Below are 13216 nucleotides of genomic sequence, written 5' to 3' on the forward strand. Positions count from 1 at the left end.
TCAATGCCGCTGCACGCGCCCGTTCACCGCGTCCCGGGACCGCCCTGGCCGGCCTGCTGGCGCCTGGCCTGGTCGACGAGGCCGGTCTCGTAGGCGATGACGACGAGCTGGGCGCGGTCGTGCGCGTCGAGCTTGCTGAACAGGCGGCTGACGTGGGTCTTGACGGTGGCGACGCTGATGTTGAGCCGTCCGCTGATGTCGGCGTTCGAGTGCCCCGCGGCGACGTGGACGAGAACCTCCCGCTCGCGTTCGGTGAGCGGGTCGAGGAGGGCGGGCGAGACTCCGGAGTCGAGGGCGGGGCGGTTGACGAAGTCCCGGATGAGGCGCCGGGTGACGCTCGGCGCGAGGAGGGCGTCCCCGGCGGCCACCGTGCGGATCCCGGCGAGCAGCTGCTCGGGCGGGGTGTCCTTGAGGAGGAAGCCGCTGGCACCGGCCTTGAGCGCGGCGAACACGTACTCGTCGAGGTCGAAGGTGGTGAGGATGATGACGCGGATGCCGTCGGTGGCCGGGTCCCCGAGCAGTTGCCGGGTGGCCTCGATGCCGTCCATGTCGGGCATCCGTACGTCCATGAGGATGATGTCGGGCAGGTGCCGGCGCCCGGCGGCCACGGTGTCGCGGCCGGTACTGGTCTCGGCGACGACCTCCATGTCCGACGCGGCGTTCACGAGCACGCTGAAACCGGCCCGTACGAGGATGTGGTCGTCGGCCGCGACCACCCGAATCGTCATCTCCGGCCTCCGGGGGCGGACGTCGGTCAGGGGTGAGGGCACCCACCGTACAAGCTCGCGCGGCGGTGGGTGACCGTCACGTCACAGTCGCATCCGCGCGTACATCCAGGGCTGTACGCCGCCGGTCCGTACCCCCCTGGCCGGACCCCCGGATCGGGTCGTGGCCTGACGACGCCGGGGTGTCCCGAGAGGCAGTCTGAGCTGCGGGAAGGTCCGTGGACAAGGACGAACGGACCGTGCAGCGCGGCGAGACGCCGATCCCGACCTACGTCACGAAGGCAGAGTTGTGCTCCTTTTCGACAACCATCGGACCGGGCTCCCGGGCGGCAGCCGATGAGCGCGATCGCACGGTGGTGCTTCCGCCACCGGTTCATCGTCATCGGCGGCTGGCTGCTGCTCGTCGCGATCCTGGCGGGCGGCATGCGCGCCGCGGGCGGTGCCTCCTTCTCGGAGGAGTACACCCTGCGCGGTACCGAGTCGACCAAGGCCCTCGAACTGCTGGAGACGCAGTTCAAGCGGACCTCCGGGGATTCGAGCACCATCGTGCTGCACGCGACGAGCGGCAAGGTGACCGACCCGGGCGTCAAGGCCGAGGTGGACCGGATGCTCGCCGAGGTCGCCGAGGTGCCCGAGGTCGGCGCGGTGGCCGGCCCGTTCGCCCCGTCGGGGGCGGCGCAGATCAGCCCCGACGAGGAGACCGCGTATGCGACGGTCACCTTCACCAAGCAGCGCCAGAGCCTGGACACCGACAACATCCAGAAGGTCGTGGACCTGGGCTCGGAGCTGCGCAGCGACTCCCTGCGGGTGGAGTTCGGCGGCGGGGCCATGGGGGAGCTGGACAAGACCTCGACGTCGAGCAGTGAACTGATCGGGCTGCTGGCGGCGGCGATCGTCATGCTGTTCGCGTTCGGGTCGTTCGTCGCGATGGCGATCCCGCTGATCGCCGCGGTCCTCGCGCTGGGCAGCGCGATCTTCTCGATCGACCTGCTCACGCACGCGATGAGCGTCCCGAGCACCGCGCCGATCATCGCCGCGTTCATCGGCCTCGGCGTCGGGATCGACTACGCGCTGTTCGTCGTCGCCCGCTACCGGGGCGGCATCCGGGCCGGACTCGGTCCGGAGGAGGCGACGGTGACGGCGATGAACACGTCCGGCCGGGCGGTCATCTTCGCCGGCGGGACGGTCGCGGTCGCGATGCTGGGCCTGCTGATGCTCGGGTTCAGCATCCTGTCCGGGATCGGCCTGTCGGCGGCGATCATGGTGGCGTTCGCGGTCGCGGTCTCGGTGACCCTGCTGCCGGCGCTGTTCGCGCTGTTCGGGTTGCGGGTGCTCAGCCGCAAGCAGCGCGCCGAGCTGAAGAACCAGGGGCCGGCCGAGGCCCAGATCTCCCACGGGTGGGAGCGGTGGGCCGGGTACGTGCAGAAGCGGCCGGTGCCGCTGACGATCATCGCGACCGTGGCGATGCTGGTGCTGGTGATCCCGTTCTTCTCGATGCGGCTGGGGTCCTCCGACGCCGGCAACAACCCGACCGACACGACCACACGCCAGGCGTACGACCTGCTCGCCGAGGGCTTCGGCCCCGGGCACAACGGGCCGCTCCAGCTCGTGGCGGAGGTGCCGTCCACGCGGGCCGCGACCGACTTCGACCGGCTGGGGCAGGAGATCGAGTCCGTCGCGGGGGTGGCGTCCGTACGGATCCCGCCGGCCGAGCCGGGCGCGACGGTGCGGGTCATGCAGGTCATCCCGACGGGGTCGCCGCAGTCGGAGGAGACGTCGAAGCTCATCGACACGCTGCGGGACCGGGTGATCCCCACGCATGAGAAGGACGGACTCGACGTCCATGTCGGCGGGCAGACCGCCGTGTACAAGGACTTCGCGTCCGCGCTGAGCGGCAAGATGCCACTGTTCGTGACGATCGTCGTGGTCCTGGGCTGTCTGCTGCTGATGCTCGCGTTCCGCAGTCTGCTCATCCCGCTGACCGCGGCGGTGATGAACCTGCTCTCGGCGGGTGCCGGGTTCGGCATCGTGGTCGCGGTCTTCCAGTGGGGCTGGGGTTCGTCGGCGCTGGGCGCGGGGCCAGGGGGGCCGGTGGAGTCGTTCCTGCCGCCGATGATGCTGGCCGTGCTGTTCGGGCTGTCGATGGACTACGAGGTGTTCCTCGTCAGCCGGATCCATGAGGAGTGGCTGCACACCGGCGACAACAACTTCGCCGTCCGGCGCGGTCAGGCCGTCACCGGGCAGATCATCACGGCGGTCGCGATCATCATGATCTGCGTGTTCACGGCCTTCGTGTTCATGGGGATGCGGATCATCGCCGAGTTCGGGCTGGGGGTCGCGGTGGCGATCCTGCTGGACGCCCTGGTGGTGCGGACGGTCCTGGTGCCGGCGGCGATGCAGCTGTTCGGGAAGTGGAACTGGTACCTGCCCGCGTGGCTGGACCGGATCCTGCCGCACGTCTCCGTGGAGGGCCCCCCGGACGCCCCCGTCGTCGGCAAGCGGGCCCCCGCCCCGGCCGACGACGACGGTCCGGTCCTCACGGTGGTCACCGACAAGAAACACGGTGACTGACCGCGATGCCCCTCCGTCCGCCGCGTCCACGACTGCGAGCCTGCGCCGCCGGGCTCTGCGTCGTGGGCGCGGCGGCGCTCGTCGTGGCCGGTGAGACGACGGTGTGGGCGCACGACACGCTGCTGTCCACGCCGGGTTTCGTGGCGGCGCTGGAGCCGCTGCCCGCCGACCCGGCGGCGAAGGAGCAGATCGAGGACCAGGTGGAGCGCCAGTTGGCGGACGCGGCCGACCGGCTGCCCGGGGCCGTGCGGCGCAGGGTGGCCGAGGCCGCCCCGGCCGTCGTGGACAGTGCCGCCTTCCGGTGGGCGTGGAAGGCGGCACTGCGTACGACTCACGCCGAACTGGTGGGGATCCTGCGCGACGACGCCTCCTTCGTGGACCTGAAGCCCGGCGGGCTGGACATCACCGTCCATGTCGCCGTCGAGCGGCTGGGGGAGGAAGCGGGGCTGCCGGGCGCGCTGGTGTCGGCGCTGCCCGCCGAGCTGGACCTGTCGTTCACGCTGCTCCGCAAGCCGGCACTGCACCGTGCCGAGCAGGTGGTGGGCGTGACCGACACCCTGTCGGGCGTGCTGTTCCCCGCCGCTGCGGGGCTCGGGGTCGCGGGTCTGCTCCTGGCCCGGCGGCGGGTGCGGGCGCTGGCCGTGGAGCTCGGGGCGGTCGCCGTCGCCGTCGGTGCGGTGCGGCTGGTCATCGCGCTGGCCCTGTCAACGGCACCGCCACGTCCGGCTGTCGCGGACGTGGCGGTGGACGGGCTGACGCGGCCGCTGGCGGGCGGCCTCGTGACGGTCCTGGCTGTCAGCGCGGTCGCGTCCGGCGTGGTCGTCGCGGCCGGCGTCGCCTGGTCCCGTCACGGTGGGGGCGCTGTCAGGCGGCTCGGCGCCCGGTGAGCGTGTCGACGTGGCTCGTGGTGTGCGTCGCCGTACGGAACTCGGCCGAGTCGATCAGCCCGTCGAGGAAGCCGGCGGTGGTGTGCAGGCCGGCGCCGTGGACGGACGTCTCGCTCAGCGCGCGGCGCATCCGGGCGATCGCGGTGTCCCGGTCGGGGGCCCAGGCGATGATCTTCGCGATCATCGAGTCGTACTCCGGCGCGATCCGGCAGCCGGGGTGGACGTGGGTGTCGACGCGGACGAACGGGCCCGCGGGCAGGCTCAGTTCGGTGATGGTGCCGGGCGCGGGGGCGAAGCCGCGGGCGGGGTTCTCGGCGTTGATCCGGCACTCGATCGCCGTGCCGCTCAGGACGATGTCCCGCTGGCGCACGCGCAGGGGTTCGCCCGCCGCGACCCGGATCTGTTCGGCGACGAGGTCGATGCCGGTGACCATCTCCGTCACCGGATGTTCCACCTGGATACGGCAGTTGACCTCCATGAAGTAGAAGGCGGCCGGGCGGTCACCGCACTCGACGAGGAACTCGAAGGTGCCCGCCCCCTGGTAGCCGGCGGCCCGCGCGCCCGTGACCGCCGCCGCGCGGATCCGGGCGACGAGGTCCTCGGGCAGCGCCGGCGCCGGGGACTCCTCGACGAGTTTCTGGTGGCGGCGCTGCAAGGAGCAGTCGCGTTCCCCGAGGTGGACGACGTTGCCGTGCCGGTCAGCGAGGATCTGGACCTCGACGTGGCGGGCGCGGCTCAGGTAGCGCTCCGCGTAGACCCGGGCGTCGCCGAACAGGGTCGCGGCGGTGGCCTGGGTGGTGCGGAAGACGTCCGCCAGCGTGCCGGCGTCCCGGGCCACTCCCATGCCGCGCCCGCCGCCTCCGGCCGCCGCCTTGATCAGCAGGGGGTAGCCGATGCGGTCGGCGAGGTCGCGGGCGGCGGGCAGGTCGAGGGGTTCGGTGGCGCCCGGCAGCAGCGGCAGCCCGCTGCGGGACATGAGCCGGCGGGCGCTGACCTTGCTGCCCAGTTCGGCCATGACCTCGGGGGGCGGGCCGATGAGGGTGAGGCCGGCCGCCCGGCAGGCGTCGGCGAAGTCGGCGTCCTCGGAGAGGAAGCCGTAGCCGGGGTGGACGGCCTGCGCGCCGGTGTTCAGGGCGGCCTGGAGGATCATCGCGGCGTTGAGGTAGCTCTGTTTCGCCGGGGGCGGTCCGATGCAGACCGTCTCGTCGGCGAGCCGCGCGGGCAGGCTGTCCGTGTCGCGGGAGGAGTGGGCGAGGACGCTGCGGATGCCGAGTTCCTTGCAGGCGCGGATCTCCCGCAGCGCGATCTCGCCCCGGTTGGCGATGAGGATCGTGTCGAACATGCTCAGCTCACCGCGCCGAGGGCGAACAGGGGCTGGCCGTACTCGACGGACTGTCCGTCCTCGGCGAGCACGTCGGTGATGACCGCCTCGTGGTCGGCCTCGACCGGGAGCATCAGCTTCATCACCTCGATGATCGCGACCTGTTGTCCGGCCTTCACCTGGTCGCCCACCTGCACGAACGGTTCGGCGCCCGGTTCGGGGCGGCGGTAGAACGTGCCGACGCTGGAAGCCGTGACGGACGGCCCGCCGCCGGTCGCGGTGGTGAGGTCGTCCGGGACCGGCACCGGGAGGGGAGCCGGTGCCGATGCCGGCGATGCGGGCGCGGCCCAGTCGAGCTCCATCTCGACGCCGTGGACCCGGACCCGCAGCCGGGCCGGGGCGCCGGGGAGTTCGGCGAGCAGTCCGACGACGGCGTCCCGTACCCGTTCCAGGAGTTCGGTCTCCTCGCCTCCGACGGCGGTCTCACCGTCGGAGGCGGACCTGAGGGTGGTCATGAGACCGTCCGTTCCGCCGCGAGGTCCGCGGCCGGTGCCGAGATCACGTACTCGGCGCCGTAGCGGGCGAAGCGGGCGTGGCGGTCGGTGCGCAGTTTGTCGCCCCGCAGTCCCGCGAGGTCGTCCAGGCTGGACCTGATCGCGAGGCCGAGGCGGTGTGCGGCCGTCGCCGGGTCGGCGTCGACGCCGCCGTCCGGTTCCAGCAGGACGCCGTCCACGACGCCGAGTTCCAGCAGGTCCGGCGAGCGCAGCCGCAGGGCCGCGGCGGCGCGGCCGGCCTGGGCGGGGTCCTGCCACAGGATCGCCGAGCAGCCTTCGGGGCTGATCACCGAGTAGATGGCGTCCTGCCACATGAGGACCCGGTTGGCGACGCCCAGGGCGAGCGCGCCTCCGCTGCCGCCCTCCCCGGTGACGACGGCGACCACCGGGACCGGCAGTTCCGCCATGAGTTTGAGGTTCTCGGCGATGGCGACGGCCTGTCCCTGTTCCTCGGCCAGCCGGCCGGGGAACGCGCCGGGCGTGTCGATGAGCGTGATCACCGGGAGGCCCAGTTTCGCGGCCAGCCGCATCAGGCGGGCCGCCTTGCGGTAGCCGGCCGGAGTGGGCATGCCGAAGTTGCGGCGGGCCAGTTCGGCGGGGTCGTGTCCTTTCTGGTGGCCGATCAGCACGACCGGGCGGCCGTGCAGGCGCCCCAGGCCGCCGACGATCGCGGGGCACTCCCCGGACACCCGGTCCCCGGCCAGCTCGCGGAACTCCTCCAGGAGCAGGGCGGCGTAGTCGAGGGTGGTGGGCCTGCTGATCCGCCGGGCCCGCCGGACGACGCCGTGCGGGTCGTCGTGGGGCAGCCGTGCCGGGTCGCGGACGACGATCTCGTCGGCCCGGTCGCGGTCGGCCGCGGGGGTGGGCGGGGGTTCGGGGTGCCGGGGCAGCGCCGCGCGCAGCAGCTTGCCCAGTTCGGCGCGGTGGCTCTCGCGCGGGGCGATGAAGTCGATGAACCCGCGTTCCAGGAGGAATTCCGCCGTCTGGAAGTTCGGCGGCAGGGTTTCCCCGATGGTCTGTTCGATGACCCGGCGTCCGGCGAACCCGAGGCGGGCGCGCGGTTCGGCGACGGTGACGTCGCACAGGGTGGCGAAGGAGGCGGCCACCCCGCCGAACGTCGGATCGGTGACGAGCGAGACGGTGAGGAGCCCGGCCTCGTCGAGCCGGGCGAGCATCGCGCTGGTCTTCGCCATCTGCATCAGCGACAGGGCGCCCTCCTGCATGCGGGCCCCGCCGGAGGCGGTGACCAGCAGGAGCGGGGTGCGGCGGGCGAGGGCGACGTCCCCGGTCCTGGTGATGATCTCGCCGACGACCGAGCCGAGGCTGCCGCCGAGGAACCGGAAGTCCATGCAGGCGACCACCACGGGGCTGCCGTCGATCTCGCCGACGGCGCCGAGCACGGCCTCGGGCAGCCCGGTCCTGGCGCGGGCCTCGGTGAGGCGGCGCGGGTAGGGCTTGCTGTCGGTGAACTCCAGCGGGTCGGCCTGCGTGACGGAGAAGGGCAGGAGTTCGAGGGTGCCCTCGTCCAGCAGGAGGCGCAGGCGTTCCCACGCGGTGAGCGGGCCGTGGTGACCGCACTCGGGGCAGCAGCGCAGGTGGCGCAGCCAGCGCTTGCCGTAGACCGGTGTCCCGCAGCCGTCGCACTTCACCCAGTCCGGGACCGTTTCCTCCGGCGGGGTGGCGGGGTGGGCCACGGCCGGGCTCGTTTCGAGGATGCCGCTCATGTCGAGGGTGCCGCCTCCAGCAGGTGCAGGTACGAGTTGACGGGCCGCATGCTCACCACGCGCATGTCGGCCTTGCGGACCACCGCCGTGATGGTCTCGGTGGTGTGTTTCCTGCCGTCGGAGTTGAGCAGGAAGAGGAGGTCCGTGCCGGTGGTGAACTTGATCTCGGGGCTGCCGTCGATCATGTTCGTGATGATGAAGAACCTGCTGTCGGGGCGGCCCGCGCGGGCGGCGTTGCGCAGCGCGGTCACCGAGTTCTCGTCGGCCCATTCGAGGATGTTCTTGAACAGGTAGGCGTCGGCTTCCACCGGTATCGCGTCCAGGCAGCTCCCGCCGACGATCCGGGCGCGGGCGGCCAGGTCCCCGCCGTCACGCAGGCGGCTGTCGGCCTCGGCGACGACGGGCGGCAGGTCGAACAGCACCCCGTCGAGGTGCGGGTTCTTCTCCAGCAGGGTGGCGAGGGTGTAGCCGTGTCCGCCGGCGACGTCGACGAGGGTGCCGACCCCGCTCAGGTCGAGGGCGGCGGCGACGGCGTGGGTGGCGAGCCTGCTCAGTTCGGTCTGCGCCTTGTTGAAGACCTCCGCGGAGGCCGGCCAGTTCTTGTGCAGGTAGGAGAAGAAGTCGGTGCCGTACTTCTCCTCGAATCCGCCTCGGCCGTTGCGCACGGCCTCCTCAAGGTGCGGCCACAGTTCCCAGGTCCAGGGTTCGGTGACCCACAGGACGTAGTACTTGAGACTGTTGGGGTCGTTCTCCCTGAGCAGCCTGGACGTCGCGGTGTGCGCGTATCCGTCGCCGGTCTGGGTGAAGACGCCGTGCTGGGCGAGCGCCCGCAGCAGCCGCCCCAGCATCTCGGTGTCGACCCCGAGCGCCGCGGCCAGCTCGGCCGGCGTCCTGGGCTGGTCCCCGAGTTTCTCGGCGACTCCGATGCGTACGGCGGCTCGCAGCGCCGCGGCTCCGGCGGCGCTGAGCGCGAGTTCCCGCACCCCGATGATCGCACCGTGGTCGGTGATGTCCTTTTCCTGGATCGTCATCGCCTGCTCCGTTCGCAACCTTCGATTGTCGGCCTGCGCAAGGACCATGATTGGGGGCCGCGGCTCAAGAACCGGTCGAGAAATCTTTGAATGGCGGACGGGAGTGGACGGGAGACCGACTCAAGGTCTCCTCGACATCAATTCAAGGAACGCGCCCGAGGATGGTTTTAACAAGCTCGTCACAACGCCTCACGATCGCCTTGGAGAGCAGATGGCAGAAGAACTCGCCCGTGCGGCTCTTGTCACGGGTGCTACCAGTGGGATCGGACTGGCCACCGCGAATCGTCTGGCCCGCAGCGGACACAGAGTGTTCATCTGCAGCCGGAACGAAGCGGCGGTCAAGGAAACAGTGGAAGGAATGCGGCTGAACGGCTACGAGGCCGACGGCACGGTGTGCGATGTGTCCGACGTCGCACAGGTCGAACAGTTGGTGGTGGCGGCGGCGGAACGCTTCGGTCCGATATCGGTTCTGGTGAACAATGCCGGCCGCAGCGGCGGCGGCCCGACGGCCCATATTCCGGACGAGCTGTGGCTCGATGTCGTCAACGTCAACCTGAACAGTGTGTTCCTGGTGACGAAACGCGTCCTGACGGACGGTGGAATGCTCGGTCTGGCCAGCGGGCGCATCGTGAACATCGCGTCGACCGGCGGAAAGCAGGGGGTCGTGCTGGGCGCCCCCTATTCCGCGTCGAAGCACGGCGTCGTCGGCTTCACCAAGGCGCTCGGCCTGGAGCTCGCGAAGACGGGCATCACCGTCAACGCCGTGTGCCCCGGCTATGTGGAGACCGCGATGGCGCAGCGGGTGCGGGAGATCTACGCGGGGATCTGGGACATCTCCGAGGACGAGGTGCTCACCAGGTTCAACACGAAGATCCCCATGGGGCGTTACGTCGACCCGGAGGAGGTCGCCGCGATGGTCGGCTACCTGGTCAGCGACGAGGCGTCCGTGGTGACGGCCCAGGCGATGAACGTGTGCGGAGGGCTCGGCAACTACTGACCGCCGACGGCCGCCCTGGTCCTGAGGGGGACCAGGGCGGCGCGACTCCGCCCGCCCGGGGCGGTGAAGCGTTTCAACCGCGGCCCGAGAGGACGGCGGTGAGGTCGTCGCGGTCCGCGGCCTCGTCGAGGGCGGGGTCCGCGTCCAGCACCGCGTGGTGGAGCCGCTGGAGGCGGGGGGAGGGGTCCAGGCCCAGTTCGTCTCTCATCCACTTGTGGAAACTCCGGTATTTCTCCAGCGCCTTGCCCCGGTAGCCGGAGCGGTACAGCGCCAGCATGTACAGGACGTGCAGGTTCTCGTTGTCGTCGTACCGCGCGGTGAGGGAGGCGAGTTCGCTGAGCGACTGGCGGTGGCGTCCGCGCCGCAGTTCGATCTCCAGCCGGCATTCCACGACCGTCAGGCGGGACTGTTCGAGCCGGGCGACCTCGGGTTCCAGCATCCGGCCGACCTCGACGTCGGCGAGCGCGTTGCCCCGCCACAGGGCGAGGGCCTGGGCGAAGATCCGCGAGGCGCTCTCGTCGTCCCCGTCCTCGAAGGCGCCCATCCCGGCCTGTTCGAGGGACCTGAACCGGTAGAGATCGAAATTCGCGTCCGGCAGGACCAGCGTGTATCCGCCGTTTCGCGTGAGGAGGACATTTCCGGCGACTTTGCCGACAGGAATCTGAAGAGCCTCCGACAGAAGCTTGCGCACCTGTACCACGTAGGTCTGTAATGTTGTCTGTACACTCCTGGGTGGCTGGGTGTCCCATATCTCGCTGATGAGTGATCCGGTCGAGACGACCCCGCCCTCGTTCAGCAGTAAAAGCGAGATGAGCTGTTTCGGTTTACGTGCCGAAGGCGTCGCGTCACGGTTGTGTGCCGATAACGACAACGGCCCCAGCAGTCGGACATCCATCCGTAGCTCCTGATCTTGTGCGGAAAGTGAACCATTCCGGCAAGGGGCGGACGTGGCCGGATTCCACCGCGACCGCCCCCTGTTTTCAGTCAACTTTGCAGGAAGATCATTTTGCTCCTGGCGCCACTCTTAGGGGACGGTCAAGCCTTCATCCCCGCACTGGACATCACTCACACTTCGTACTCATGGATAACTTATACGCCTGCCGGCCGGCGGGCGGGATATTCACGTTGCAGCGGAACATGTTCCCAGGATCGTGAACGGCTTTGAGCGCCGCCAGCCGCTCGAAAACGGCCGGCTCGTAGCATTCCCGGGCCTGTTCGTACGCCCGCTCGTCGCCCTGCACGAAGTTGGGCGAGCGCCCGAGCGTCCAGGGCGCCGCGGCCCGGGTCACCCCCTGGGCCACCTCGTGGGCCGGGTCCCGGCCGGGCCCCTGCGGGAGGGTCACCACGCGCAGGGCGTGCGAGGCCCCGCGATGGCTCACCGCGTTCTCCACCTCGGGCCGCTTCGCCAGCGCCGCGCCCAGGTGGTTGAACTGCACCACCGCGAAGACCCCCCGCCCGGGTCCGACGAGGTCGAGGACGGCGTCCGGGAGCGCCTCGCCGAACTCGCCCAGCATCGCGTTGGCGCAGTAGAAGTTCCGCGGCTGCTTCGGCTCGTTGTGGATGGTGCCGGAGGCGGTGAACGGCATCTCGCCGAGCGTGTCCACCAGCCGCGGGCCGAGCGCCCGCAGCGGTGCGACCAGCCGCTCGCCGCTCTCGGCGGTGCCGAGGTAGGCGATCCGGACGTGGGCGAGGTGCCGGCCGCGCAGGGGCGGGGGCACGCCGGGGACGTCCGGCATGGGGATCAGCCCGATGCTGGAGGACATCGTGTCCGGCACCGTCGCGGTCCACTCCCGGTAGGCCCGCAGGACCGCCGGCAGGTGCGGGGTGTCGAAGTACAGGCCCCCGGCGTACAGCCGGTCGACGGGGAACAGGGCGAACTCCAGGCCGGTCACCACGCCGAAGTTCCCGCCACCGCCCCGCACCGCCCAGAACAGGTCGTCGCCGGGGGTCAGGGACCGGGGTTCGCCGTCGGCGGTGACCAGGTCCACCCGCAGCACGTGGTCGGCCGCGCAGCCGAAGGCGCGGCTCAGCAGCCCGACGCCGCCGCTGAGGGTGTAGCCGACGACGCCGACGTCCGGCGAGGAGCCGCTCAGCGGCGCCAGCCCGTGTTCCCAGGCGGCCTCGATGACCTGTTCCCAGCGGGTGCCCGCCGCCGCCCAGGCGGTCCGTGTCACCGGGTCGACGCGGACGTGGGCCATCCGCGAGGTCTCGATCAGCACGCCGCCCTCGGTGGGGACGTTCAGGCCGTGTCCGGTGGCCTGCACCGCGACCTCCAGGCCGTGCCGTGCGGCGTACCGGACCGCGCGCCGCACATCGGCGACGCCCTCGGCGCGGACGAGTGCCGACGGCCGGTGCAGGTAGCTGCGCTGGACGCCGCTGCGGGCCTCGTCGTAACCGGGGTCCCCGGGGCCCAGCGCGGCCGTGCCCGGGGAGGTCATGCGGCGCTCCCCGGGCCCGTCTTCGCGAGGAGGTCGTCGCGGGTGACGGTGCGGTGGCGTACGAGGAGTCCGGCCTCGGAGCCGACGAGTTCGTCGCGCATGACGGTGCTCGTGGTGAGGGTGGTGACGCCGTCGACGGTGTCGAAGACGGGGACGTAGCAGGTCGTGCGCAGCACTCCCCCGGCGGCCGGTTCGACGATGACGTTGAAGACGAAGTGCCGGCGGATGGCGCCCTTCTCGTCGAGCCGGGCCACGGCCGCGCCGCCCAGTTCGGTCAGGGCGCCGCGGCCCTCGACCGGGTCGGGCAGGCCGTTGGAGACGAAGACGCCGTCGTCGGTGAAGGTGTCCACCCAGGCGGCGATGTCGCCGTCGTCGAGGGCCTGCATCTGCATCGCGTAGAACTGGTCGATGCGAGAACAGACCTCGGCCGACACGGTCCCCTTGCCGGAGGTCACTGTCTGATCCATGGCTCCTTCTCTCATCCGATGGGCACGCTGTGCGATGCGCTGTCGAGGCGGCCGAGGTCGTCGCGTTCTATCTCGCGGGAGATGACCCGCCAGGTGTCGCCGTGCCTGCGCAGGACGTCGGAGATGAAGGCGGCCGACTGGAGGCAGGCGCCGCGCTCGGCGTCGACGACCAGGAACAGTCCGTAGAAGCGGGAGACGACCAGGTCGCCGTGGGGGGTGAAGGTGAAGCCCTGCACGCAGTGGCGGCGCTGGATGCCCTTCTCGTGGAAGGAGGCGTCCAGCTTCCACACGGCGGGCTCGAACACGGACTTCGGGACCGGCGAGCCGTCGCCGACCACCTTGGTCGTGATCGTCGCGTCGTCGTCGAAGACCGCCAGCCATTCCTCGGTCAGACCCCGGTCGCGGGCGTCCAGTTGGTCCAGGTAGAACCTTCTCAGCTCGTAGTAGATCTCCGGGGAGACCGTGTTCCCCCGGGGGGATTCGCTGGGCTTCGTCATCCGC

12 protein-coding genes are annotated in these 13216 nt (G+C 70.9%); 3 read left to right on the top strand and 9 right to left on the bottom strand.

What is annotated here, in order from left to right:
• Window positions 1–23 precede the first annotated feature (23 nt).
• The gene (locus tag ACLZOT_RS24010) at window positions 24–728 is read right to left on the bottom strand and encodes a response regulator (protein ID WP_416971099.1); all 705 of its coding nucleotides are present in this window, start codon (window positions 726–728) and stop codon (window positions 24–26) included.
• 333 nt (window positions 729–1061) lie between these two features.
• Here ACLZOT_RS24010 and ACLZOT_RS24015 point away from each other — a divergent pair, with 333 nt between their 5' ends.
• Window positions 1062–3296 (top strand): MMPL family transporter, encoded by a 2235-nt coding sequence (locus tag ACLZOT_RS24015; protein WP_416971100.1) that lies wholly within the window; start codon window positions 1062–1064, stop codon window positions 3294–3296.
• Window positions 3297–3301: 5 nt separating this feature from the next.
• Window positions 3302–4183, top strand: a complete 882-nt coding sequence (locus ACLZOT_RS24020; protein ID WP_416971101.1) for a hypothetical protein — start codon at window positions 3302–3304, stop codon at window positions 4181–4183.
• Here the strand turns inward: ACLZOT_RS24020 and ACLZOT_RS24025 are convergent.
• From ACLZOT_RS24025 to ACLZOT_RS24040, 4 genes are read right to left on the bottom strand one after another with little or no spacing between them, the layout of a single operon-like run.
• Complete coding sequence (locus tag ACLZOT_RS24025; RefSeq protein WP_416971102.1) at window positions 4161–5525, bottom strand: acetyl-CoA carboxylase biotin carboxylase subunit; 1365 nt, start codon at window positions 5523–5525, stop codon at window positions 4161–4163. The two genes, ACLZOT_RS24020 and ACLZOT_RS24025, sit on opposite strands and share 23 nt — an antisense overlap.
• Window positions 5526–5527: 2 nt before the next feature.
• On the bottom strand, window positions 5528–6019 hold the full coding sequence (locus ACLZOT_RS24030; RefSeq protein ID WP_416971103.1) for an acetyl-CoA carboxylase biotin carboxyl carrier protein: 492 nt from the start codon (window positions 6017–6019) through the stop codon (window positions 5528–5530).
• Window positions 6016–7782, bottom strand: a complete 1767-nt coding sequence (accA, locus tag ACLZOT_RS24035; RefSeq protein WP_416971104.1) for an acetyl-CoA carboxylase carboxyl transferase subunit alpha — start codon at window positions 7780–7782, stop codon at window positions 6016–6018. Before accA ends, ACLZOT_RS24030 begins: the two co-directional genes overlap by 4 nt.
• Window positions 7779–8813 carry a methyltransferase gene (locus ACLZOT_RS24040; protein ID WP_416971105.1) on the bottom strand — a complete coding sequence of 345 codons (1035 nt, stop codon included), beginning with the start codon at window positions 8811–8813 and terminating at the stop codon, window positions 7779–7781. Before ACLZOT_RS24040 ends, accA begins: the two co-directional genes overlap by 4 nt.
• Before the next feature lie 211 nt (window positions 8814–9024).
• Here ACLZOT_RS24040 and fabG point away from each other — a divergent pair, with 211 nt between their 5' ends.
• On the top strand, window positions 9025–9810 hold the full coding sequence (gene fabG / locus ACLZOT_RS24045; RefSeq protein ID WP_416971106.1) for a 3-oxoacyl-ACP reductase FabG: 786 nt from the start codon (window positions 9025–9027) through the stop codon (window positions 9808–9810).
• Window positions 9811–9883: 73 nt separating this feature from the next.
• On the opposite strand, the gene ACLZOT_RS24050 is transcribed toward fabG, so the two are convergent.
• From ACLZOT_RS24050 to ACLZOT_RS24065, 4 genes are all read right to left on the bottom strand, one after another.
• Window positions 9884–10705 carry an AfsR/SARP family transcriptional regulator gene (locus ACLZOT_RS24050; protein ID WP_416971107.1) on the bottom strand — a complete coding sequence of 274 codons (822 nt, stop codon included), beginning with the start codon at window positions 10703–10705 and terminating at the stop codon, window positions 9884–9886.
• Window positions 10706–10871: 166 nt separating this feature from the next.
• Complete coding sequence (locus tag ACLZOT_RS24055) at window positions 10872–12248, bottom strand: FAD-binding oxidoreductase (RefSeq protein ID WP_416971108.1); 1377 nt, start codon at window positions 12246–12248, stop codon at window positions 10872–10874.
• Complete coding sequence (locus tag ACLZOT_RS24060) at window positions 12245–12715, bottom strand: nuclear transport factor 2 family protein (protein WP_416971109.1); 471 nt, start codon at window positions 12713–12715, stop codon at window positions 12245–12247. The genes ACLZOT_RS24055 and ACLZOT_RS24060 overlap by 4 nt, the downstream gene beginning before the upstream one ends.
• Before the next feature lie 11 nt (window positions 12716–12726).
• Window positions 12727–13212: a nuclear transport factor 2 family protein gene (locus tag ACLZOT_RS24065; protein ID WP_416971110.1), complete on the bottom strand. Its 486-nt coding sequence runs from the start codon at window positions 13210–13212 to the stop codon at window positions 12727–12729.
• Window positions 13213–13216: the final 4 nt, after the last annotated feature.

The sequence above is a fragment of the Streptomyces sp. 4F14 genome, from assembly GCF_048159485.1.
GTDB lineage: Bacteria > Actinomycetota > Actinomycetes > Streptomycetales > Streptomycetaceae > Streptomyces.